General features: G+C 74.5%; 22 protein-coding genes. 10 read left to right on the plus strand and 12 right to left on the minus strand.

Annotated elements, in window-relative coordinates:
• Window positions 1-112: 112 nt before the first annotated feature.
• The gene (locus A4R25_RS16975; protein WP_223201166.1) at window positions 113-703 is read left to right on the plus strand and encodes a hypothetical protein; all 591 of its coding nucleotides are present in this window, start codon (window positions 113-115) and stop codon (window positions 701-703) included.
• Between the two features lie 12 nt (window positions 704-715).
• Here A4R25_RS16975 and A4R25_RS16980 read toward each other — a convergent pair whose 3' ends face one another.
• Together A4R25_RS16980 and A4R25_RS16985 are read right to left on the minus strand one after the other, a co-directional pair.
• Window positions 716-2,524 carry a hypothetical protein gene (locus A4R25_RS16980; protein WP_064447362.1) on the minus strand — a complete coding sequence of 603 codons (1,809 nt, stop codon included), beginning with the start codon at window positions 2,522-2,524 and terminating at the stop codon, window positions 716-718.
• Between the two features lie 17 nt (window positions 2,525-2,541).
• Window positions 2,542-3,267 (minus strand): DUF899 family protein, encoded by a 726-nt coding sequence (locus tag A4R25_RS16985; protein WP_064447363.1) that lies wholly within the window; start codon window positions 3,265-3,267, stop codon window positions 2,542-2,544.
• A 94-nt stretch (window positions 3,268-3,361) separates the two neighbouring features.
• Here A4R25_RS16985 and A4R25_RS16990 point away from each other — a divergent pair, with 94 nt between their 5' ends.
• Complete coding sequence (locus A4R25_RS16990; protein WP_064447364.1) at window positions 3,362-4,765, plus strand: NDP-hexose 2,3-dehydratase family protein; 1,404 nt, start codon at window positions 3,362-3,364, stop codon at window positions 4,763-4,765.
• Between the two features lie 44 nt (window positions 4,766-4,809).
• Here the strand turns inward: A4R25_RS16990 and A4R25_RS16995 are convergent, their stop codons facing one another.
• The 3 genes from A4R25_RS16995 to A4R25_RS17005 all read right to left on the minus strand — a co-directional run bounded on the left by A4R25_RS16995 (window position 4,810) and on the right by A4R25_RS17005 (window position 7,168).
• Window positions 4,810-5,241, minus strand: coding sequence for an SRPBCC family protein (locus tag A4R25_RS16995; RefSeq protein ID WP_176722772.1), 432 nt, complete (start codon window positions 5,239-5,241; stop codon window positions 4,810-4,812).
• A gap of 101 nt (window positions 5,242-5,342) precedes the next feature.
• A complete protein-coding gene (locus A4R25_RS17000) occupies window positions 5,343-6,158 on the minus strand; it encodes an ABC transporter permease (RefSeq protein ID WP_205798118.1) in 816 nt (271 codons plus the stop codon).
• 5 nt (window positions 6,159-6,163) lie between these two features.
• Window positions 6,164-7,168: an ATP-binding cassette domain-containing protein gene (locus A4R25_RS17005; protein ID WP_064447365.1), complete on the minus strand. Its 1,005-nt coding sequence runs from the start codon at window positions 7,166-7,168 to the stop codon at window positions 6,164-6,166.
• 164 nt (window positions 7,169-7,332) lie between these two features.
• On the opposite strand from A4R25_RS17005, the gene A4R25_RS17010 reads away from it, so the two are divergent.
• From A4R25_RS17010 to A4R25_RS17030, 5 genes are all read left to right on the plus strand, one after another.
• On the plus strand, window positions 7,333-8,157 hold the full coding sequence (locus A4R25_RS17010) for a cyclopropane-fatty-acyl-phospholipid synthase family protein (protein ID WP_064447366.1): 825 nt from the start codon (window positions 7,333-7,335) through the stop codon (window positions 8,155-8,157).
• Between the two features lie 35 nt (window positions 8,158-8,192).
• Window positions 8,193-9,425 carry a class I SAM-dependent methyltransferase gene (locus tag A4R25_RS17015; protein WP_064447367.1) on the plus strand — a complete coding sequence of 411 codons (1,233 nt, stop codon included), beginning with the start codon at window positions 8,193-8,195 and terminating at the stop codon, window positions 9,423-9,425.
• Window positions 9,422-10,174 carry a trans-aconitate 2-methyltransferase gene (locus A4R25_RS17020; protein WP_231915557.1) on the plus strand — a complete coding sequence of 251 codons (753 nt, stop codon included), beginning with the start codon at window positions 9,422-9,424 and terminating at the stop codon, window positions 10,172-10,174. Before A4R25_RS17015 ends, A4R25_RS17020 begins: the two co-directional genes overlap by 4 nt.
• The gene (locus A4R25_RS17025; RefSeq protein WP_064447368.1) at window positions 10,171-11,154 is read left to right on the plus strand and encodes an NAD(P)-dependent oxidoreductase; all 984 of its coding nucleotides are present in this window, start codon (window positions 10,171-10,173) and stop codon (window positions 11,152-11,154) included. Before A4R25_RS17020 ends, A4R25_RS17025 begins: the two co-directional genes overlap by 4 nt.
• A 95-nt stretch (window positions 11,155-11,249) precedes the next feature.
• On the plus strand, window positions 11,250-12,365 hold the full coding sequence (locus tag A4R25_RS17030; RefSeq protein ID WP_064447369.1) for a nucleotide disphospho-sugar-binding domain-containing protein: 1,116 nt from the start codon (window positions 11,250-11,252) through the stop codon (window positions 12,363-12,365).
• Window positions 12,366-12,408: 43 nt separating this feature from the next.
• Here A4R25_RS17030 and A4R25_RS17035 read toward each other — a convergent pair whose 3' ends face one another.
• Window positions 12,409-14,163, minus strand: coding sequence for a hypothetical protein (locus A4R25_RS17035; RefSeq protein ID WP_197494921.1), 1,755 nt, complete (start codon window positions 14,161-14,163; stop codon window positions 12,409-12,411).
• 470 nt (window positions 14,164-14,633) lie between these two features.
• Between A4R25_RS17035 and A4R25_RS17040 the strand changes: the two genes are divergently transcribed.
• From A4R25_RS17040 to A4R25_RS17050, 3 genes are all read left to right on the plus strand, one after another.
• The gene (locus A4R25_RS17040; protein WP_064447370.1) at window positions 14,634-15,743 is read left to right on the plus strand and encodes a DegT/DnrJ/EryC1/StrS aminotransferase family protein; all 1,110 of its coding nucleotides are present in this window, start codon (window positions 14,634-14,636) and stop codon (window positions 15,741-15,743) included.
• Window positions 15,744-15,816: 73 nt separating this feature from the next.
• Window positions 15,817-16,362: a pyridoxamine 5'-phosphate oxidase family protein gene (locus A4R25_RS17045; protein ID WP_064447371.1), complete on the plus strand. Its 546-nt coding sequence runs from the start codon at window positions 15,817-15,819 to the stop codon at window positions 16,360-16,362.
• 86 nt (window positions 16,363-16,448) lie between these two features.
• Entirely contained in the window at window positions 16,449-17,792 is a 1,344-nt protein-coding gene (locus tag A4R25_RS17050) for a cytochrome P450 (protein WP_043325274.1), read from the plus strand.
• Window positions 17,793-17,847: 55 nt separating this feature from the next.
• On the opposite strand, the gene A4R25_RS17055 is transcribed toward A4R25_RS17050, so the two are convergent.
• Genes A4R25_RS17055 through A4R25_RS17080 form a run of 6 tightly spaced genes read right to left on the minus strand, consistent with a single transcriptional unit; the run spans window position 17,848 to window position 21,562 of the window.
• Window positions 17,848-18,390 (minus strand): EF-hand domain-containing protein, encoded by a 543-nt coding sequence (locus tag A4R25_RS17055; protein WP_030503321.1) that lies wholly within the window; start codon window positions 18,388-18,390, stop codon window positions 17,848-17,850.
• Window positions 18,391-18,417: 27 nt separating this feature from the next.
• Complete coding sequence (locus A4R25_RS17060; RefSeq protein WP_064447372.1) at window positions 18,418-19,278, minus strand: class I SAM-dependent methyltransferase; 861 nt, start codon at window positions 19,276-19,278, stop codon at window positions 18,418-18,420.
• Window positions 19,279-19,304: 26 nt separating this feature from the next.
• Window positions 19,305-20,000 carry a copper resistance CopC family protein gene (locus tag A4R25_RS17065; RefSeq protein WP_064447373.1) on the minus strand — a complete coding sequence of 232 codons (696 nt, stop codon included), beginning with the start codon at window positions 19,998-20,000 and terminating at the stop codon, window positions 19,305-19,307.
• Entirely contained in the window at window positions 19,997-20,560 is a 564-nt protein-coding gene (locus A4R25_RS17070; protein WP_051611104.1) for a hypothetical protein, read from the minus strand. The genes A4R25_RS17065 and A4R25_RS17070 overlap by 4 nt, the downstream gene beginning before the upstream one ends.
• Window positions 20,557-21,120 carry a flavin reductase family protein gene (locus A4R25_RS17075; RefSeq protein ID WP_231915558.1) on the minus strand — a complete coding sequence of 188 codons (564 nt, stop codon included), beginning with the start codon at window positions 21,118-21,120 and terminating at the stop codon, window positions 20,557-20,559. Before A4R25_RS17075 ends, A4R25_RS17070 begins: the two co-directional genes overlap by 4 nt.
• Entirely contained in the window at window positions 21,113-21,562 is a 450-nt protein-coding gene (locus A4R25_RS17080; RefSeq protein WP_030503316.1) for a thioesterase family protein, read from the minus strand. Before A4R25_RS17080 ends, A4R25_RS17075 begins: the two co-directional genes overlap by 8 nt.
• Window position 21,563 lies beyond the last annotated feature (1 nt).

The raw sequence follows: 21,563 nt of genomic DNA on the forward strand, positions 1-21,563 counted from the left end.
GCCGGTCACCTCCCGTCGCCGGTGGACGCCCTCATTCTGCTGATCATGGATCGGGCCAGGCATCCGATTTCCGGGGCCGCCCAATGGGTCGATCAGGCCGTACCATCGCCCGGTGAAGCTGCGCCGCCGGCTCGTCGCCGCGTCTCTGCTGCTGGCGGTGGAGACGATGGCGCTCGCGCTGCTCGTCACCGAGTCCCTGACGGGTGCGATCGCCGCCGCCGGCCTCACCTGCCTGTCGTTGTGGCTGCACCTCGCCCTGCACGAGGGCGGCCACCTCGTCGCGGCGAAGCTGCTGCGCCTGCCGGTCGTCGCGGTCCACATCGCGCCCTTCACCGGATGGCGCAACGAGGTGTCGGTCCGGCCGTCGGCGTCGATGCCGGCGTTGCCGCTGCGGATGGCGCTGTTCCATCTCGGCGGCCCGGTGGCGAACCTGGGCGCCGCCGCGGCGCTCGTCGTCGTGGCGACGCACACGGCAACGGTGTCGACGCGCCTGGCGCTGTTCAGCGCCGCGTTCGTCGGAGCGCTGCTCGGCCTGGGCAATCTCGTTCCGGGGAGTTCGCCCCGCAGTGACGGCCGCAACCTGCTCCGCTGGCTCGGGGCTCCGGCGGCCGCCCGGGCCGGACTGCGGGCGTACTACCACCAGGACGTGCGGCGGCCCGCCGAGGACGGTCCGAAGATCATCGGGAGTCCGCCCGGGCGGTAGCGCGGTCGCGGCTCAGCCGAGCGGGCCGGTCACCGCGGTGACCGTGCCGCCGGGCAGGAAGCCGGACCGGCCGTGCCCGCCGTGCGCCACCGGGCCGGGCAGCGAGACCGCGGCCGCCGCGTACATCCGGGCCGGCCCGGCGGGCGCGCCGCCCTGCCAGGCCAGGTAGCCGGAGACGGTGGCGGGTTCGCCGGGGAAACGGCGGGCCAGCTCCGCGACGTACCGGGACACCGGCTCCGCGCGCGGGTCGAACCGGAGCGCGAGCATCTGCCCGGTCGCGGGGCGCAGCACCGCGGCGGTGAGCAGCCAGGGCGCCAGATAGGTGCCGGCCGCCGCGCCCGGCCCCCGCGCGGCGTCGCGCAGCGCCGCCTCCGCCCCGGCCCAGCCGGTGACCACGAGCGTCGGATGCCGTCCGGACCCCGGGGGTACGACACGCAGTCCGGCGCGGCGCGCGGCGTCGGTGACGGCGGCGACCGCCGCGACGGAGCGGGCCGAGGAGTCGCCCACGACGCCGAGGGCGCCCTCGGCCCGGGGCGCGAGGAAGGCGACTGTGGCGTCGAGGTCCTCGCGGTCACCGGAGGTGAGGGCGTCCGCGGGGCAGCGCGACAGCGGCTGCGGGTCGTCCCGCAGGAGCACGCCGAGGGCCGCGCTGACGCACTCCGGCCCGTCCGGACCGCGCAGGTCGGGACCGGGCGCGTCGGCCGCCCCGGCGTCCAGCCGAATCACGGCCTGGCGTCCGCCGTACGCGACGTGCAGCCGGCTCGGGCCGGGCGGAAGGTGTACGAGGGCCCAGCCGTTGGTGGCACCGGGCAGCCGGACGGCGGGGGAGAGGCGGTCCGCCCGCGTCCCGACCGAGACTCCCTCCGCGCCGACGTGCACGAGGTTCCAGCCGGGCCGCTGCGGTGCCACCACCAGCGGGAGGCCCCGGCCGCCGTTGTCCACTGCGACCAGCAGCGGCGCGCCGGGGCGGCCGGGCGGCGCGGGCAGCGCCACGGCGGTCGCGGTGGCGGCGACGATGACGACCGCGGGCAGCACGACCGCCTGTCCCCGCAGCAACGCCCGGTCCGGCTGCCGTCGGCGTCGCAGGCCGGCGCCCAGGCCCACGGCTCCGGCCACGGCGACCGCAAGGCAGACCCAGCGTGCCGGGCCGGCCCATCCGGGGCCTTCCGGGCCGAGGGCGGCGTGGTCGGTACCGAGCCGCACCGCGCCGGCCGCCGCCTCGGCGGTGACGGCGGCGAGCATCCAGGGCGCCGCCCGGTGGGCGACGCGCCGCCGGGCCGAGTCCGCGCCGAGCACTGTGGCGACGCCGCCCAGCAGCACCGCGGCGGCGAGCCCGTGCCCGGCGGCGGCCGTCGCCTCCGCGACTGTCGCGGTGGGCAGCGCCAGCAGGCCGGCCCCGGCGGACACGAGCAGAGCCAGGGGTACGCCGACCGCGCGCCGCCCGGCGCACCCGGGCAGGGCGAGGCAGGCCGCCGCGAGCACGAGCGTTCCGGCGGCGGGGGCGTCCCCGCCCAGGCCGAGGGTGAGCAGGTGCGCGACGGCGGCGGTCACCGCCGTGGCGGTGAGGCGGCGGGGCGCCGGGGCGGCGAGCGGTCGCAGCAGCACAAGCCCGGCCGTGGTGGCCGTCGCGGCGAGGGCGAGCAGCGCGGCGAACCCGGTGGCGGCCGGCGCGACACCGCCGCCGTCCGCGGCGTGGGCCGGCCCCGCCGCCAGCAGCGTGGCCGCCACTGCGGCGAGGGCCGCGCCGGTGAGCCGTCCGGCCGATCGGGGTACGCCCCGGCGACCGTCGGCGGTACGCGGTGTCGCGGTGCGGTCGGGCACTCGTGTCTCCTCGGCTGTCACACGGGTCGATCGGCCGGGTCGGCAACCGGGGGATACGTGTTGGCGGCGTACCAGTCGCCGCGGCCCCGCGGCAGCAGGTCGAGCACGTTCCACACCGGGGAGAGCAGGTCGATGCCGCGCTCGGTGCCGTCGACGAAGTTGGCCGGCTGGCTGTAGAAGTGCCGGACGCCGTCGCCGTCGCGGACCAGCACGCTGACCATCGGGCGCTGGTCGCCGTTCGGGTGCTCGGCGCGCAGGTCGGCGTTGAAGTCGGTGCCGTGGCTGGAGAGCAGCCGCAGGCCGGCCCAGCCGCGCCGGGCGCCCCAGGCGCGCAGCTTCTCCGCCGGGGCCTTGCCGACCACCACGAACGCGGTGTGCTGCCGGAGGTGGTGGGCGACGCCGTGGAACCCGTCCACCCACATCGAGCACATCGGGCAGGCGGCGTCGGCGTCCGGGTGGAACATCAGGTGGTAGACGAGGAGCGTGCGGTGCGCGCCGAAGAGCGCGGACAGCCGGACGGGGCGCAACGGGCCGGGCGCGGTCAGGTCGGCCGGTCCCTCGGTGAGCGCGACGTCGGCCACCGGCGCGCCGAGCGGCAGCTCCCGCCGGGCGGCGGCGACCTGTTCGATCTGGTCACACAGGCGGCGTTCGACCTCGGCGAGGCGCAGCCGCGCGGCCACGTATCCGGCGTCGGCGCCGTCCGGCCACATCGGCAGCGCCGGCGCGCTCGCGTCCTCAGTCATCCTCTCGTCCTTCCTCGACCCGCGCTAACGCCGGCCGTTCGCTATAGAATATAGAAGTGATCAACGGGTAGGTGTCGACAAAGGGGGTACGCGCGTGACGGAGACGACCGCGCCACCAGGGCTGCCGCAGCACGGCCGGTTCGCCACCGCCGACCCCGACGCCGACATCCACGAGTGGCTCGCCGACTGGCGCCGCCAGGCCCCGATGCGTGTGGACGTCGTGCCCCTGGCCGGCCTGCGCGGCTGGCGCCAGGACGCCGACACCGGAGTCCTGGCCCACCGCAGCGGCCGGTTCTTCCGGGTGGAAGGGCTCTCCGTCGAGGTGCCGGGCGCGGCCGTGCCCCGCTGGGACCAGCCGGTGCTGCACCAGCCGGAGGTGGGCATCCTCGGGCTGCTCGCCCGCCGCGACGGCGACACGCTGCGGGTGCTGGTGCAGGCCAAGGCGGAGCCCGGCAACCAGGACGGCCACCAGCTCGCGCCCACCGTCCAGGCCACCCGGAGCAACTGGACCGGCGTCCACGGCGGCCGCCCGGTGCCGTTCCTGCATCACTTCCGCGACCCGGACCCGCGCCGGGTGCTCGTGGACGTCCGCCAGTCCGAGCACGGGTCCTGGTTCCTGCGCAAACGCAACCGCAACATGGTGGTCCTCACCGACGAGGACATCGTGCCGCCGCCCGGGTTCCGCTGGCTCAGCCTCGCCCAGCTGCACCGGCTCCTGCGCCACGACGACCTGGTCAACATGGACATCCGTACCGTGCTCTCGTGCCTGCCGGCGGAGCTGACGGCCCGGGCGGCCGGCCCGGCCGGGGACGCCTTCACGGCCGCGCTGCGCCGCTCCTGCCGGCCCGGGCCGGGCAGCCGGCACCACACCGGCGAGCTGCTGCACTGGATCACCGACGTCCGCAGCCGGACGGAGGTGGACGCCGACCGGACGGCGCTGCGCGGACAGGCGGCGTGGCATCTCGGCGAGGTCTCCCTGCGACACGACAGTGGGCTGTTCTTCGAGGTCATCGGCGTGGACGTGGACGCCGAGGGGCGCGAGGTGGCGAGCTGGTCGCAGCCGATGCTGCGGCCCTGCGGCCAGGGGGTGGTGGCGTTCCTGGCCACCCGTCTCGACGGTGTGCTGCACGTGCTGGCGCACGCCCGGGTCGAACCGGGCTTCGTCGACGTGGTGGAACTGGCGCCGACGGTCCAGTGCACGCCCGCCACGCTCGACTACCTGCCCGCCGCCGCGCGTCCGCCCTTCCTGGACCAGGTGCTCGGCGCGCCGCCGGAGCGGGTCCGGTTCCGCGCGCTCCTCTCCGAGGAGGGCGGCCGGCTCTACCGGGCCCGTAGCAGCTATCTGGTGGTGGAGACCGACGACGTCGACCTGGAGAGCGACCAGTACCGCTGGGTGACGCTGCACCAGCTCTCGGAACTGCTGCGGCACAGCAACTACGTGAACGTCTCGGCCCGCAGCCTGATCGCCTGCCTGCGCGGGCTGCTGGACGCCGGCTGAGCGGGCGGACCGGGTCACGCCCGGTCCGCCCGCCGCGACGGCGGTCAGTCGCCGAAGCCGGTCGGGTGGGCGTCGCCGACCGCGTTGAGCAGCACACCCTGCTCCAGCAGCGCCTTGCAGGCGCAGAGCACCATGGTGAACCCGCCCATCGAGTCGATCGCCTTCGCCACGGCCTGGTCGGCGCTGCCGGCGAAGCCGGTCTCGGTGACCCGGACCAGCGTCGTGTCACCCTCGCCCGGCAGGAACCGCCATTCGAGCTGGGTGGGGGACTCCGGGTCCCACTCGGCCAGGATGCGGCTGTTCTTCTCGACGTCCTTGACCGTGACGACGGTGGAGACGCCGTACATCTCCCAGTCCCAGGTGACGGTGGCGCCGGGTTCGAGCCGGCCGCTGCTCTTGGTGAACCAGAACTTGGTGGTCACCGCCGGGTCCGCGAACGCCTCGAAGACCTCGGCGGCGGGCCTGCGGATGAGCATCTGCGCGGTGACGGCAGGCGGTTGAGTCAAACGGTCGCTGTCCACGGGGTAGCCGTGTTCCCTTCTCGTGTCATCGGCACTGCGTACAAACGGTGGCGGGGTCAGGCCCGCCGGCGGTACAGGAACATGGAGAGCGGGGCGAAGACGGCCACCAGCGCCGCGCAGCCGACCAGCGCCGCGCCTACCTCACCGGCGGTCGCCGTGCCGTGGGCCAGGCCGCGCGCGGCGGTGACCGTCAACGCGAACGGGTTCAGGCCGACCACGGCCTGCAGCCAGCCGGGAAGCGTCTCCTGCGGCACGAAGAAGTTGCTGACGAACGACACCGGGAAGACGATCGCCTGGCAGGCGCTCAGCGCGGCGGTCGGTGACTTCAGGGCGAGCCCGAAGACCACGTACACCCAGGAGAAGGAGAAGACGAAGACCAGGGTGATCAGGATCGTGGCGAGGACGCCGAGCACGCCACCGTCGGGCCGGAAGCCGACCGCGAGCCCGACCGCCACGGCGACCGCGCAGCCGACGACGTAGAGCACGTTGTTGCCGAGCAGGGTGCCGACGATCGCGGCGGGCCGCCAGATGGCCAGCGCGCGGAAGCGGTCGGTCACCTCCCGGGAGTTGTCCAGGTTGACCACCGCGCCGATCCGCATGCTGATCATGATCCCGGTGAACACCACGATGCCCGGGATGTAGAACTGCATGTAGCTCGACGTCGAACCGGCCAGCGCGCCGCCGAACAGGAAGCCGAAGACGAGCGTGAACATGACCGGCACGCCGAGCGCCTCGAGGATCTGCGTCGGGTCGCGGCGTACCTTCTGCACCGCCCGCCACGCGAAGGTCAGCGTGGACGACAGCGCGCCGGGACGTGCCGGCCGCGCCGCGGACGGCGCCGAGGCGCCACGGCCGGTGCCGGTCTCCACCATGCTGCTCACGCCGCCTCCTCGGTCTCGGTCCGCGAGCCGTCCGCCCGGTGCCCGGTGAGGGCGAGGAACACCTGGTCCAGGGTGGCGTGGCCGAAGGCGTACTCGGCCAGGCCGACGCCGGCCCCGGTGAGGGCGGCGAGCGCCCGGGTGGCCTCCTCCTCGGCCGCGACCTGCGCGGTCAGCTCCATCCGGTCGGCGCCGGCGTGCACCGCCGTGCCCAGCGCCTCCGCCAGCATCCGCTCGGCCGTCTCCCGCTGCCCGGCGTCGCGCAACCGCACCCGCAGCACGCTCGCACCGATCGACCGCTTCAGCTCCACCGGCGTGCCCTCGGCGATGACCCGGCCGTGGTCGACGACCGCGATCCGGTCGGCGAGCTGGTCGGCCTCGTCGAGATACTGCGTGGTGAGCAGGACGGTGGCGCCCTCGCCGACCATGCCCCGGACGAGTTCCCACACCTGGTTGCGGCTGTGCGGGTCCAGCCCGGTGGTCGGCTCGTCGAGGAACATCAGGTCGGGTGTCACGATCATGCTGCTGGCGATGTCGAGCCGACGGCGCATGCCGCCGGAGTAGGTCCGCACCAGCCGGGCGGCGGCCTCCTTCAGGCCGAACGTGGCGAGCAGTTCCTCGGCGCGGCGGCGGGCCGCGCTCCAGGAGAAGCCGCGTAGCCGGGAGAGCAGGACGAGATTGTCCCGGCCGGACAGTTCCTCGTCGACCGACGAGTATTGCCCGGTCAGCCCGATCCGGTCGCGGATCGCCCCGGCCTCGCGCACCACGTCGTGGCCGAGCACGCGGACCTCGCCGCTGTCGGGCGGGACGAGCGTGGCGAGGGTGCGGACGATCGTCGTCTTCCCGGCGCCGTTGGGGCCGAGCACGCCGAACACGCTTCCGGCCGACACGCGCAGATCGATCCCGTCGAGCGCGCGCACCTCGCCGTAGGATTTGCGCAATCGTGTGATCTCGATGGCGGGAGTGTCGGTCTGCTGTGCGGACAACCCAGCCGTACGCGACATTGTGTTCACAAACATATAGTAGCAGGACGTTTCGCTCCGGTCACGCCTCTTGATCCGCGCGTCGCGCGCGTTCCGCCACCACGTGATCGTCGCATGGACACCCGTCGGTCGATAGCTATAACATTCTCAAGCAGCAACTTGCCGCCGAGAGTGGAGGAGCGGACGTGTCCACACGCGAGCTGACCGAAGTCGACGAGGTAGCGGAGATCTACGACGACGGCGCCTGGGCCGTCGAGGTGCTCGGCGGAAACATCCACTTCGGATGGTGGGAGGACGACGACGACCGCACGCCCTTCCTGGAGGCCATCAACCGGTTCACCGACATCGTCGGCGACCGCCTCGGCCTGCGCCCCGGCGATCGGCTGCTGGACGTCGGCTGCGGCGCCGGCGAGCCGGCCATCCGGCTCGGCCAGCGCAGCGACGCCGACATCACCGGCATCACCAACAGCGCCGAGCACCTCAAGCGGGCCCGGGAACGGGTCAACGAGTCCGGGCTGCGCGGCCAGGTCCGCTTCGAGCTCGGCGACGCCGCCGCGCTGAGCTACCCGGACGCCTCCTTCGACAAGGTGCTCGCCTTCGAGTCCCTGGTGCACGCGCAGGACCGCCGGCAGTGGCTCGCCGAGATCCGCCGCGTACTCAAGCCCGGCGGCCGGCTCGTGCTCACCGACCTCGCCGAGGACGCCCCGCTCACCGAGCGGGACCGGCAGATCCTCACCGACTTCACCCTCGCCCCGCCCGGCCCGCCGATGGCCGCGTTCGACCTGGTCCGCGACGCCGGATTCGTGGTGGACGAGTTCCTCAGCTGCGGCGACAAGATCAGCCGTTCGTTCCCCGCGTACCACGAGCGGGTGCAGCAGCGGCGCGACACGCTCGCCGCCGCGCACGGCGCCGAGAAGATCGATGCCTTCCTCGCCGAGATGCCGGCCGTGCTCGACGTCCTGCGCACCAAGGTCGGCTGCGTCGTCATCGCCGCCCACAAGCCGCGCTGACCCGCCCGGCACCGGTGACCGGAAGGAGCAGGCAGATGACCGCCCCCGCCGTCACCGGCTGCCGGATCTGCGGCGGCCCGGTGACCGAGATGCTCGACCTCGGCCGCCAGCCCCTCTCCGACGCGTTCCCCCTCCCGGCCGACCTCGACGGCGAGTTCTTCTACCGCCTCGCGGTGGGCCGGTGCGCCGACTGCACGATGGTCCAGCTCGTCGAGGAGGTGCCGCGCGAGCGGATGTTCCACCACGACTACCCGTACCGCTCGTCGCTGTCGTCGGTGATGCGCGCGCACTTCACCGGCACCGGCCGGGAACTGCTCGCCACCGAGCTGACCCGGCCCGGCGCGTTCTGCGTCGAGCTGGGCTGCAACGACGGGGTGATGCTGCGGACCGTGGCCGCGGCCGGCGTACGCCACCTCGGCTTCGAGCCGTCCGCCGGGGTGGCCGAGCTGGCCCGTGGGCAGGGCGTACGGGTGCGTACCGACTTCTTCGAGGAGGAGACCGCCGCCGACGTGCTCGCCACCGACGGGCCGGCCGACGTCATCTACGCCGCCAACACGATCTGCCACCTGCCCTACCTGGACTCGGTGCTGCGCGGCGCGCGGCTGCTGCTCGCCCCCGGCGGCGTCCTCGTCTTCGAGGACCCGTACCTCGGCGACATCCTCGCCCGGACCGCCTTCGACCAGATCTACGACGAGCACTTCTACTACTTCACCGCCCACTCGGTACGGGCCGCCGCGGCCCGCTTCGGGCTGGAGCTCGTGGACGTGCGGCGGCTCCCGGTGCACGGCGGCGAGGTGCGCTACACGCTCGCCCGCGCCGGGGCGCGTACCCCGTCCCCGGCCGTCGCCGACCTGCTGCGCCAGGAACGGGAGCAGGGAGTGACCGGGGAGGCGGCGCTGCGCCGGTTCGCCGCCGCCGTCGCGCGTACCCGGTCCGAGCTGGTCGCGCTGCTGCGCTCGCTGAGAGAGGAGGGCCGCACCGTCGCGGCCTACGGGGCCACCGCGAAGAGCGCCACCGTCACCAACTACTGCGGGCTCGGGCCGGAGCTGATCTCGTACGTCTGCGACACCACCCCGGCCAAGCAGGGCCGGCTGACCCCGGGCGCGCACATCCCGGTCCGCCCGCCCGAGGCATTCGCCGACCCCTACCCGGACTACGCGGTGCTCTTCGCCTGGAACCACGCCGAGGAGATCATGGCGAAGGAGACCGGCTTCCGGGCCGCCGGCGGCCGGTGGATCCACTACGTGCCCACCGTGCGCGTACGGTGACGGCATCGGTGGCGCGCGGCTTCTACCGCGCCGGATACCCGGAGATCTACGACCTGGTGATGCGGCACCGGGGCCGCGACCACATCGCCGAGGCCGCCACGCTCGCCCGGACGGTCCGGCGCCGGAACCCGGCCGCCGCCTCGCTGCTCGACGTGGCCTGCGGTACCGGGCTGCACCTGGAGCACCTGCGGACCCACTTCGCCCCGGTGACCGGCGTGGACCTGTCCGGGGAGATGCTGGCCCGAGCCGGCGCCCGGGTGCCGGACGTGGCCCTGCACGAGGGCGACATGCGCGACCTGGATCTGGCCGACACCTTCGACGTGGTGGTCTGCCTCTTCGCGGTGCCGCACCTGCGCGGCGCCGCCGAACTGGACCGGACCGTCGCGCGGCTGGCCGCCCACCTGACGCCGGGCGGCGTGCTGGCGGTCGAGCCCTGGTACACGCCGGAGACGTTCGTCCCCGGCTACGTGGCCCGCGACATGGTGCAGGAGCAGGACCGGGTGGTGGTCCGGCTGTCCCACTCGACGTGGCTCGACGACGCGCGCGACCGGATCCGGATGACAGTGCACCAGGCGTACGCCGACCCGGAGGCCGGCATCCGGCACGACACCGCGACGACCGATCTGACGCTGTTCCGGCCGCAGCACTTCGCCGCCGCGTTCGCCCGGGCCGGGCTCGCCGCCGCGCACGTCACGGCGCCGCCGTTCCGGTGGGGCCTGTGGATCGCCCGGCCCGCAGGTGCGCGGTGACCGGCGACCGGCCACGCGCGGTCGTGCTCGGCGGCACCGGGTTCGTCGGCGCCCATGTCGCGGACGCCTTCGCCGACGCCGGCCACGACGTGCTCACGGTGGCCCGCCGCGCCCCGGCCGGCGACCGGCACCGGTTCACCGCGCTCGACCTCGGCGGCACCGGTCCGGGGACGCTGGCGCGGCTGCTGGACGCCGAGGACCCGGTCGCCGTGGTCGACTCCACCGGCAGCAGCTGGGGACTGGACCCCGGCCGGATGGCGGAGCGCTGCACCCGGCTCAGCGCGCTGCTGCTCGACGCGCTGCGCCGCGCCGCCTGCCGCCCCCGGCTGGTCCATCTCGGCTCGGTGCTGGAGTACGGGCAGCCGGTCGCGCCGGCCGATCCGCGCCGTACGCCCGCGCCGGACACCGCGTACGGCCGGGCGAAACTGGCCGCGACCCGGGCCGTACTGGCGGCAGCCGACGCCGGTGAGGTCGACGCGGTGGTGCTGCGGCTGGTGAACGCGCTCGGCCCGGGGCTGCCCGCGACCAGCCTGCTGGGCCGGGTCGCCGCCGCGCTGGCGCCGGCCGCGCGGGCCGGCGTCGCCGCGCGGGTGACGCTCGCCCCGCTGGAGGCCCGGCGTGACTTCGTCGACGTCCGGGACGCCGCCGAGGCCGTGCTGGCCGCCGCCGGGCGCCCGGTGACCGGCCGCGTCCTCGACATCGGCCGCGGCGAGGCGGTGCCGGTGCGGACGCTGGTCCGGCTCCTGGTGCAGGTCAGCGGGGTGCAGGCGACAGTGGTGGAGCGTGCCGGCCCGGCCGGCTGGCGGGCCGGGACCCGGTGGTCGTGCGTCGACCCGGCGCCCGCCGCGGCGGCCCTCGGCTGGCGGCCGCGCCGCGACCTGCGCCGGGCGGTCACCGACTTCTGGCACGACGAGCTGCGTCGCTACTCCGGCGACGGGGAGCCGGCGGCGGCGGGGCCGCCGCGTCAGCGGGCGCCGTAGCGCCGGCGGGGAATCGACAGGTGGCGCGACCGGCGTCACCGGCTCGGCGGTACGGCGTCGGCCGTGCCGCCGCGACGACAGGGAGGGCAGGAGTCATGCGCGTACTGTTCATGCCGGGTCCGGCCATCGGCCACGCGTTCCCGCTGGTACCGCTCGGGTGGGCGTTCCGCGCCGCCGGGCACGAGGTCGTCTTCGTCACCGCCGGTGACGCGCTGGCGGTGGCCCGGGCCGGGCTGCCGGTCCTGGACGCCGTGCCCGGACGCACCACCTCGGACATGCAGGCGCAGTTCATCCGCGACGTGCCGCGCCTCTTCGAGCCGATCGGCGCCGACCCGATCGCGGAGATGGAGGAACGCAAGCCGTACATCGTCTCGGCCTGGGATCCGTTCGTCGACGCCCACGTCGCGCTCGGCGAGTGGGTCCAGCCGGACCTGGTGGTGTACGACCCGATCTTCGCGGTCGGCCCGGTCGTCGCCGCCCGGCTGAAGGTGCCGGCGGTCGCGCACAGCCTCGGGCTGGCCCGGTTCACCCCCGACCTGCTGCGCGAGCTGCCCGGCGCGGTGGCGATGCGCCGGCACGGGGTGACGCTGCCCGAGGGCATCCGGACCGTCGACATCGCCCCGCCCAGCCTGGTCGAGGGCGGGCCGGCCGACATCTCCATGCGCTACGTGCCGTACAACGGCGGCGGGGTGCTGCCCGAGTGGCTGCGGGAGCCGGTCGCGCGGCCCCGGATCGCCGTCACGTTCGGCACGCTCGGCGGGCCGGACCGGTTCGCCGCCGGCATCGCGCGGGTGCTCGCCGCCGCGCCCGGGCTGGACGCCGAGTTCGTGCTGGCGATCGGGGAGTCGGCCGCTCCGCCCGACCTGCCGCCGAACGTGCGGACCACCGGCTGGGTGCCGCTGAACCAGTTGCTGCGCGGCTGCGCCGCCGCGATCCACCACGGCGGCGACGGCACGACGCTGACCTGCGCCGCGCTCGGCGTCCGCCAGCTGGTGCTGCCCGGCTCGCCGGACGAGCTGGTCACCGGCGAGCTGCTGCGCGCCCGGGGGCTGGCGCACGTGCTGGGCTCGGTGGACGAGCTGGACGCCGCCGCGATCGGCCGGCTGCTCACCGACGCGGAGCTGGGCCGGGTGACCGGCGAGGTGCGGGCCGAGATCGCGGCGCTGCCGTCCCCGGCCGAGGTGGTGCCCCGGCTGACCGCGGCGGTGTGAGCCCGGCGGCGGGCGGCTCGTCGCCGCCCGCCGCCGGTTGCGGTCAGCGCAGTTGCGCGTCGGCCACCGCGAAGAGCAGCCCGTGCGGATTCGCCTTGCCGGTGTCGCCGTGCGGCCAGCTCGTCCGGTCGAAGCTCACGCAGCGCCGGCCGGTGTGCTCGTCGCGGAACGCGCGGTCCTCGGTGAGCCGGCCCGCCGGGTCGACCAGCGCCATGCAGATCCGGGCGTCACCGTCGAGTCCGGTGGGCGCCACGAAGTAGTTCGAGGTGACCACCCGGGAGACCTGGTCGGTCTGGCGGAAGTGCTTCCCGCCCGCCACCGGCCGGAACGTGTCCATCGCGCCCCAGTGCGGCCCACCGAGTGTGGTGTCCACGATGGGCAGCGCGCTGACCAGAGCGGGACAGTCCGGCTCGGCACCGCCGCGTACGGTCTCCGCGATCGTGTCGATCCGGCACGAGGTCCGGCTGCCGGCGGCGAGGAGCCGGCGGATGTCCAGCACGTACACCATGCCGGACTCGGCGTTGACGGCCGGTGAGTTGTTGCCGCCGAACATCACCGTGTGGAACAGGAAACGGTCGTCCGGGCTCACCATGAGCCAGCTGCCGCCGTCGGCCGCGCTGGTCGGGGTGTCGCGCGGGTAGATCCGGCGGAAGGCGGTCGCGTCGTCGAACACCTGCCGCCAGGTCAGCTCCCGCTTGGTGATGTCCGGCGTGTAGTAGACCGCGCCCATCCCGGTGGCCACGAACGCTCCCTTGTGCCGGGGCTGGTGCGTCACCGCGGGCTCCATGGCCAGCAGACCCTCGCGGCTGTACTCGTCGTCGACCCGGGGCCCGTCGGGCAGGTAGGACAGGGAGAGCAGGCGGGGCCGGTTCCGGTCGCTGATGTCGTACGTGCGGACCGTGCGGCGCTGCAGGTTGGGGTCGGTCACCAGGCCGGCGACGACGTGCCGCACCTCGACGAAGTCGCTGGTGACCAGCCGGTTCAGGTCCTCGCGCAGCGCGATGCCGTGCGGGTTGGCGCAGGTCGGCACCGGCAGCGCGGGCTGGTTGGGGCAGGAGACCGGGTCCTCGGCGGTCTTCTTCGCCGCCGGCATCTCGGCCAGCACCCGGCCGTCGGCGCCGAGCCGGACCACCTCGCCGGGGGAGCCGGCGAAGCCGTTGCCCACGCGGGTCTGCCCGTCGGAGTAGGTGCAGGGCCCGGCGACGTCGGGCCCGCCCATGTACGACCCGTACGCGGTGCCGTCGCGCAGGACGGTGAACGCGTCCGGCACCGAGCCGCACGGGGTGTCGTGCGGCAGCGTCACGCCGCTGAGCGAGACCCGGGGCAGCCGGCTGACGTCGAAGACGTAGACGGTGTCGCTGAGCAGGCCGCCCGCGTACACCTTGTCGCCCTTGCGCCAGGTGTACTGCATGTGGTGCGGCTCGTTGCCGAAGACCGAGTCGACGGTGACGGTGTTCGCCACCCGGCCGTAGTCGGGGGAGCCGGGGGTGGCGTCCACGACGGCGAGGAAGTCGGGGTCGGGCCTGCCGTCGGGGCCGGGCGCGGCGTCACCGGTCCAGACCAGCAGCCACTGGCGGGCGGGCGCGCCCGGACGTTCGGCGGCCTGAGCCGTGCGGGTGAGGTGGTTGGTGATCCGGTACGGCTGGCCGTCGCTGCCGGTCACCGTCGAGGTGACCCGCCGCACGGACGCCCCGGCCGCGGCCGGGGGTGGCACCAGGCCGCTGCTGACGGCGACGAGCGCGATCACTCCGATGTGGGCGGCCCGCCGGAGCGGACCGCGCAGTTGTGGACGGGGCATGGACGTCCTCCTGGTCACGTGCGGGATTGAGGCCGGAACATGCCAGGCGTCGCGGTCGAGGGGGACGGAGAAGTGCCAGGGAGCGGCGCCCGCGGCAGCGAGCCTACTATCCGAATTGCAACTGTCAATTGACGGGAAGTCGACTGCAGGGAGATCCACTGCGCGCAATTTCCATCGATTGCCGGAGGTGCCGCGATGGTCGACAGTGGCCGATGTCGGGGCAGGTCAGCTCGGTCCTGAGGGCTTGCCGGGAAAGGCTGTTCGCGCGCCCCGCAGGGTTGGTGCCAAGTCCGCGGCGACGGCGTCGCGGCCCGGGTGATTCCGTCCGTTCGGGCCAGTGGCCGGGAGCCGCCTGTACCGACGTCGGTTGACGAACGTGTAGCTAGCCGATGGGGCGGCGACTAGGATGCGGGGTGGTGATGCCGGGGTGAGGCGCCGCGGCGACGACGCTCCCGGGGAGGTCCGCCGCCATGACCATCGGAGTCTGGAACTACCTGGCCGAGTACGAGAGCGAGCGGGAGGACGTCCTCGGCGCGGTGGACCAGGTCTTCTCCTCCGGCCGGCTGGTGCTCGGTGAGAGCGTGCGCGGCTTCGAGCGGGAGTTCGCCGCCTACCACGGCGTGCCGCACTGCGTCGGGGTGGCCAACGGCACCGACGCCATCTCGCTGGCCCTCTGGGCGCTGGGCGTACGCCCCGGCGACGAGGTGGTCACCGTCGCCAACACGGCCGCGCCGACCGTGCTCGCCATCGACGCGGTGGGCGCGGTGCCGGTCTTCGTCGACGTGGACGAGGCGACCTGCCTGATGCGCGTCGACCGGGTCGCCGACGTGATCACGCCGCGTACCCGGGTGCTGCTCCCGGTGCACCTCTACGGGCAGTGCGTCGAGATGGCGCCGCTGCGGGCGCTCGCCGCCGCGCACGGCCTCGCGGTGCTGGAGGACTGCGCGCAGGCGCACGGCGCGCGCCACCACGGCCGCGTGGCCGGGTCGCTCGGTGACGCCGCCGCCTTCTCCTTCTATCCGACCAAGGTGCTCGGCGCGTACGGCGACGGCGGCGCGACGATCACCGCCGACCCGGACGTGGAGCGGCGCCTGCGCCGGCTGCGGTACTACGGGATGGAGGACCGCTACTACGTCGAGGAGACGCCCGGCCGCAACAGCCGCCTGGACGAGGTGCAGGCGGAGATCCTGCGCCGCAAGCTGCGGCGGCTGGACCGCTACGTCGCCGCCCGCCGCGCGATCGCCCGCCGCTACGACGAGGGGCTCGCCGGCACCGGCCTGGGCCTGCCCGTCACCGCGCCCGGCAACGAGCACGTCTACTACCTCTACGTGGTGCGGCACCCGCGGCGCGACGAGATCCTGGCGGCGCTGCGTCGCCACGGCATCGAGCTGAACGTCAGCTACCGCTGGCCGGTGCACACCATGCGCGGCTTCGCCCACCTCGGCTACACCGAGGGGTCACTGCCGGTGACCGAGCGGCTGGCCGGGGAGATCTTCTCGCTGCCGATGTACCCGTCGCTGGACGAGGGCGCGCAGGCCCGGGTGATCGACGCGCTGCGCACGATTCTGCGGGCCTGGTGACGCTCCGAAGCGGGCACCGCAAGAATTGAGAATCATATAGCAAACTGCGCTCGCGCGGATCTACCATCTCGGCATGGAGCCTTCCACGTTCAGCACCCCGGTCGGCGACTTCGCCGACCTCCGTGACGACTTCCTGCGGCTCACCACCGAGATCGGCTGGTGCACCGTCGCCACTGTGGACGGACGCGACCGGCCGCGCAGCCGGATCATGCACGTCTCCTGGGAGGTCGGCGACGCCGGCCCGACCGGCTGGGTCAGCACCTCCCGCACCCCGGTCAAGACCGCCCACCTGGCCCGCAACCCGTACGTCTCGTGCAGCTACTGGACACCCGCGCACGACGCCGTCTTCGTCGACTGCCACGCCACCTGGCTGGAGCCGGGCGACACCAAACGCCACGTCTGGGACCTCGTCGCCGCCGAGGCGACCCAGCGCGGCTTCGACCCGTACGCGGTCTGGCCCGACGGCCCCGCCGACGCCGGCTTCGAGGTGCTCCAGTTCGACCCCTGGCGGGTCCAGATCACCCTTCAGGACCTGGCCAACGGCCAGACCATCGGCTCGTCGCGGGTCTGGCACGCCGCCGGGCGGCCCGCGTCCACCGGCGCGCTGCTCTCCCGCTGATCCCGACCGGGCCGCCGCCGCACGACGGACCGGCCCGTCACCGCCGACGCGGCGAGCCGCGCGGCCCGACACCGAGGGAACGCACCATGACCACCACCCTGCGCACACCCGCGTCGGCGCCCGGCCGCCTGCCCGTGCTCGGGCACGGCCTGCAGATGAAACGACGACCCGCCGAGTTCCTGCTCGAACTCCAGTCCGGCGAGCCGGTCGTCACCATCGCGCTCGGCAAGCGCCCGGCGTACGTGGTGAACGACCCGACCCTGATGCGGGAGCTGCTGCGCGACGGCGACACCTTCGTCCGGGGCGGCCCGATGACCGAGCGCTTCCGGTCCATGTTCGGCAACGGCCTGGGCATCTCCGAGGGCGAGTTCCACCGCCGGCAGCGGGCGCTGATCCAGCCCGCCTTCCACCGCAACAAGGTCATCCACTACACCGAGCTGATGAGCCGGACGGTCGCCGGCAAGCTCGACTCCTGGCGCGACGGCCAGCGCCTCGCGGTCGAGAAGGAGATGGACGAGCTGGCCCTCACCAACGTCGTCGAGGTCGTCTTCGCCGGTGACCGAAGCCTGGACCGAGCCCGGTTCATGGCCGCGACCACCACCGTCCTGGGCGGACTGTTCCGCCGGATCACCGACGTGACGGGCGTGCTGACCCGCCTGCCCACCCAGGCCAACCGCGACTACGACACCGCGGCCGAATACCTGCGGGCGACCATCCGCCGGGTCATCGCCGAGTACCGCGCGGCCGGCACCGACCACGGCGACCTGCTGTCGATGATGCTCTTCGCCCGCGACGAGGACGGCCGGCCCGCGATGAGCGACGAGCAGGTCCACGACGAGGTGATGACGTTCTTCATCGCCGGCAGCAACACCATCGCCAACACGCTCTGCTGGGCGCTGCACCACGTCGGCGCGGACCCCGAGGTGCAGCGGCGGCTGCACGCCGAGGTCGACCGGGTGCTCGACGGACGGGCCGCCGGCTACGCCGACGTGCCGGCGCTGGAGTACACCCGCCAGGTGCTCTCCGAGACGCTACGGCTGCGCACCCAGGGCCTGTTCAACAACCGGGTCACCGCCCGCGACGCCGAACTGGGCGGCTACCTGATCCCGGCCGGCTCGGACGTGCTCTACAGCTTCCACGCCGTGCACCACAACCCGCGCATCTACCCCGAGCCCGAGCTCTTCGACCCGGACCGGTGGCTGCCGGAACGGGCCCGGACGCTGCCCCGCGGCGCGTTCATGCCGTTCGCCACCGGCGTGCACGGCTGCATCGGCGACCAGTTCGCCTGGACCGAGATGATCGTCTCGCTGGCCAGCATCGCCGCCCGCTGGCGGCTGGAGCCGGTGCCCGGCCACGAGCCGAAGCCCGTGCCGGCCATGACCATGCCCGTCGACGCGCTGCCGATGACCGCGCGCCGCCGTACCCGCTGAACGACCGACGCCCGGCCACCGGCCCACACGGACCGGCGGCCGGGCGTCCGGCCGCTCAGAGCTCCCCGGCGATCACGTTGCCCGGCGCGTCCGGGTCGGCGCTGAGGTAGAACTCGTGCGCCGCCCGACCGTACTCCTCGCTGGTGAGGTAGCCGTCCCGGTCGGTGTCGAGCCGGTCGAAGATCCGTTGCGTGTCCTCGGAGCGCATGCCGCTCTTGCTCTGTGCCGCGAACATCTCCGCGTGGTTGATGCGCCCGTCCCGGTCCGCGTCGGCCACGTCGAACACGGCCAGGCTGAACGGCACCGCCGCGTTCGTCACGAACTCCGGGAACTCCGGCTTGTCGGCCCACGCCACCCACTCGGCGACCGTCACCCGCTTCTCGCCGTCGGGCCCGTCGCTGCCGCGCATCCCGCGCCACATCCGGGCCGCCGCGCCGTGGATCCGCCGCCAGCCCGGCGAGTACGGCGCCACGCCGTACGTGTCGCACCAGATCTGGGCCATCGCGGTGATGTCCAGCCCGTCGATGACGCCGTCCCCGTCGGCGTCGTACGAGGCGAAGACCTTCTCCAGCTTGCGGCGTTGCAGTTCGGTGGTCATCTCGGTCCCTTCTTCGCGTGGAATCTGTCAGTGCGGGGCGACCGCGCGGACGGTGAGCGCGGTCGAGGTCAGGTCGACCAGTCCGTCCGGGCCGGCGCGTCCCTCGGCGGCGGCGGCCACCTCGGCCCAGAGCGCGTCCCGCCCGGCCGGATCGAGCGCCTCGACCCGGCGGCGTACCGGTGGCGGCGCCACCGCCCGGGTGAACCGCGCGTACTCGGCCGGGTCGTGGAACCGGAACGGGACCGGGTACTCCTCGACTGTCACGTCCCGCAGGCCGGCGTCGGTCAGCCCGGCCGCCAGCGCCTCCGGATCGCACAGGCGGTACGGGCCGGGGGCGTCCGGTGGCCCGGACGGCAGGTCCAGCCGGCGCGCGAGCACGCCGTACCCGAGCGACATCAGCGGCACCCGCGGCGGTGGCGCCCACACCGCCGCGGCGAGCACGCCGCCCGGGACGAGCAGCCGGGCGATCCGGCCGAACGCGGCGCCGGGGTCGACGGCGAACATCAGGCCGAGCCGGCTGAGCACCACGTCGAACGCGTGCGGCGGCAGCTCCACCGTCTCCAGGTCGGCGACGAGGAAGTTGACGTTGCGCCGGCCCTCGGCCCGGCGGCGGGCCACGGCGAGCATGGCGGGGGAGAGGTCGACGCCGGTGACCGTGCCGGCCGGGCCGACGATGTCGGCGGCGCTGAGCGCCGGCTCCCCCGGACCGGTCGCGACGTCCAGGACGCGGTGCCCCGGCCGTACGCCACCCAGGGCCAGCAGCCGCGCGGTGAGCGCCGCGCCGCCCCGCTCGAAGGTCTCCCACTCGCGGGTCCAGCCGTCGCTGACGGCGTCCCAGGTCCGCCGCTGTTCGGCCTTCACCGCGGCGGCATCTGTCGATACGGACATCGCTTTCCCTCCTGTGGTCCGTCAGGTCACCCGCCCGGCCGGGCCGGTTCGCGGTCGGCAGGCCGGTCGCCGGCGTCCTCCGGCTCCCGCAGCACCCAGGCCCGCCGTCGCCCGCCCGGCCCCGGACCGGCCGACGAGGGCGTGCCGCCGGCGGGCCGGTCACGCCGTCCCCGCGCCATGAGCACGAGCAGGACCGCTCCGGTGACCACCGGCGCCAGCAGCAGGGCCAGGCCGGCCGCTCCGCCCGTACCCCCGTGGTGGCCGCCCCCGGCGGACCCGTCCGGCGGCGCGGTGGCCGGCGGGGACGCGGCCGGAGCGGCCCGCGGCGGCGCGCCGAGCCCGGCGGCGACGGTGAACGGGACCACGCCGGTGGCGGTCTGCCCGGTGGCGAGCTGGGCGTGGTAACCGACCCGGTAGCGCCCGTCACCCACGACCGTCACCGGCACCTCGACGCCGTTGTCGCGGTAGCGCGGCGCGCCCGTCGCGCCGAACGCGCCGCCCGGGCCGATCAACCAGACATGGGTCCGCTCGGCGTCGAGCGGGCCGTTGAAGGTGAGCGTCACCGCCGCCGGCGCCGTGGTCAGCCGGGCGCCGGCCGGCGGGTCGGTGGTCACCAACCGCGCCGGCCGCAGCTGCGCCGCCAGGGTCAGCCCGGCCAGGCCGAGCGCGAGCAGCGTGAGCAGACCCGCCGCCAGCCACCTCAGCCCCGGCCCGCGCCTCACCGGACTTCGGCCACCCGGCGGCAACTGCACCGCATCCGGGCCAGTTCGTCGGCGAGCGGCGTGCGGTGCAGGTACATCGCCACCACCATCGGCAGGAACACCACCGCGTTGTAGAACAGGTGCAGCTCCACCCGGGGCGCCACCAGTTGCAGCAGGCTCGTCGGCACCGGCTGCCCGGCCAGGTTGCTGCCGGTCAGCGACTGCACCAGCAGCAGCAGGTGCTCCAGGTGGTGCCACACCTGGATCAGCAGCGCCGCCATCCACCAGGTCCGGGCGCGGCCGACGAAGCCGCCGCGCAGCAGCCAGAAACCGGCGAGCATGACCAGCGCGTACCCGTAGTGCAGCCACTCGCTCTCCACCAGCCACGGGAACGGCATGCCGAGTACGCCCCGGGCCTCCGGCCGGGACCAGCCGAACACCCAGATCTGCGCGGCCTGCACCAGGTGCTCGGCCCAGTGGGCGATGACGACGACGAGGAAGATCTGCAGGGCCGCCCGGTGCCGGCTGCCGTTCAGATCGAGCCCCGAAGCGCCGGCGTCGCGCTTGTCCGACAGGGTCACTGCGCCTCCTTCAGGAGCGGTTGGACGTGCCGGCGGCCGGCGGCCGGGTGGGAGTTCCCGTACCTGTCGAACCGGCCTCGCCGGAAGATCAGGGCGTCGCTGTCGGCAGCCGTGCGCGCGGCCACCAGCCGGCCCACCACGATCACGTGGTCGCCGCCGTCGTGGCAGCGCCACGGCCGGCACTCCAGCCAGGCCAGCGCCCCGTGCAGCAGCGGCGCGCCGGTCCGCTCGCCCGGCGACCAGCCGACAGCGGCGAACTGCGCGCGCCCGGGCCGCCGGCGCCGGTCGGCGAAGTGCCGGGCCAGGCGCTCCTGCCCCCCGGCCAGGACGGAGATGCCGAACCCGTCCGCGTCGGACAGACAGGCGGACATCAGGCTGTCCCGGCTCACGCAGAGCAGCACCAGCGGCGGGTCCAGCGAGACCGAGGTGAACGAGTTCGCCGTCATCCCGTGCGGCAGCGGACCACCGACCGTCAGCACCGTCACGCCGGTGACGAACTCGCCGAGCACCGTACGCAGCGCGGCGGTGGCCGGCGGCGCGTCCACGGCGCGCTCAGGCACGGCCGGCCACCCCCTCGGCCGCCCGGTACGGCGCCAGCGCCCGCACCAGCGGCGTCGGCACGCGGGTCGGCACCACCTGCCCGGCGACCTCCCGCATGCAGGCGATCCGCTGGTGCCCCCGGGCCACCGGGACCAGCCCGCCCGGGCCGTCGCGCAGGTAGTCGAAGGCCAGGCCGAGCTGCGTCTGGGTCAGCTCGGTCAGGCTCATCCGGATGCGCAGCTCGTCGAACGCGTCGAGCTCGGCGAGGTACTCGCAGTCCACCCGCAGCGTGAACAGCTTCAGCCCGGCGCGCAGGTCGTCGACCACCGCCGGGGCGTGCTCGCGCAGGAACATCTCCCGGCAGCGGCCCTGCCAGCGCAGGTAGTTGACGTAGTAGACGTTGCCGACGAGGTTCGTCTCCTCGAACCCGACCACGTGGCGGTACTCGTACCAGGCGGACATG

It is taken from the genome of Micromonospora sp. NBRC 110037, from assembly GCF_001652995.1.
GTDB classification, from domain to species: domain Bacteria; phylum Actinomycetota; class Actinomycetes; order Mycobacteriales; family Micromonosporaceae; genus Micromonospora; species Micromonospora chalcea.

What these genes read in the sequence shown, in the direction of transcription:
- A4R25_RS16985 (WP_064447363.1), bottom strand. Translation starts at nt 3,267, where the DNA reads ATGACTGAGGACGCGAGCGCGCCGGCGCTGCCGATGTGGCCGGACGGC.
- A4R25_RS16995 (WP_176722772.1), bottom strand. Translation starts at nt 5,241, where the DNA reads ATGCTCATCCGCAGGCCCGCCGCCGAGGTCTTCGAGGCGTTCGCGGAC.
- A4R25_RS17000 (WP_205798118.1), bottom strand. Translation starts at nt 6,158, where the DNA reads ATGGTGGAGACCGGCACCGGCCGTGGCGCCTCGGCGCCGTCCGCGGCG.
- A4R25_RS17005 (WP_064447365.1), bottom strand. Translation starts at nt 7,168, where the DNA reads ATGTCGCGTACGGCTGGGTTGTCCGCACAGCAGACCGACACTCCCGCC.
- A4R25_RS17015 (WP_064447367.1), top strand. Translation starts at nt 8,193, where the DNA reads ATGACCGCCCCCGCCGTCACCGGCTGCCGGATCTGCGGCGGCCCGGTG.
- A4R25_RS17030 (WP_064447369.1), top strand. Translation starts at nt 11,250, where the DNA reads ATGCGCGTACTGTTCATGCCGGGTCCGGCCATCGGCCACGCGTTCCCG.
- A4R25_RS17035 (WP_197494921.1), bottom strand. Translation starts at nt 14,163, where the DNA reads ATGCCCCGTCCACAACTGCGCGGTCCGCTCCGGCGGGCCGCCCACATC.
- A4R25_RS17040 (WP_064447370.1), top strand. Translation starts at nt 14,634, where the DNA reads ATGACCATCGGAGTCTGGAACTACCTGGCCGAGTACGAGAGCGAGCGG.
- A4R25_RS17045 (WP_064447371.1), top strand. Translation starts at nt 15,817, where the DNA reads ATGGAGCCTTCCACGTTCAGCACCCCGGTCGGCGACTTCGCCGACCTC.
- A4R25_RS17050 (WP_043325274.1), top strand. Translation starts at nt 16,449, where the DNA reads ATGACCACCACCCTGCGCACACCCGCGTCGGCGCCCGGCCGCCTGCCC.
- A4R25_RS17055 (WP_030503321.1), bottom strand. Translation starts at nt 18,390, where the DNA reads ATGACCACCGAACTGCAACGCCGCAAGCTGGAGAAGGTCTTCGCCTCG.
- A4R25_RS17060 (WP_064447372.1), bottom strand. Translation starts at nt 19,278, where the DNA reads ATGTCCGTATCGACAGATGCCGCCGCGGTGAAGGCCGAACAGCGGCGG.
- A4R25_RS17080 (WP_030503316.1), bottom strand. Translation starts at nt 21,562, where the DNA reads ATGTCCGCCTGGTACGAGTACCGCCACGTGGTCGGGTTCGAGGAGACG.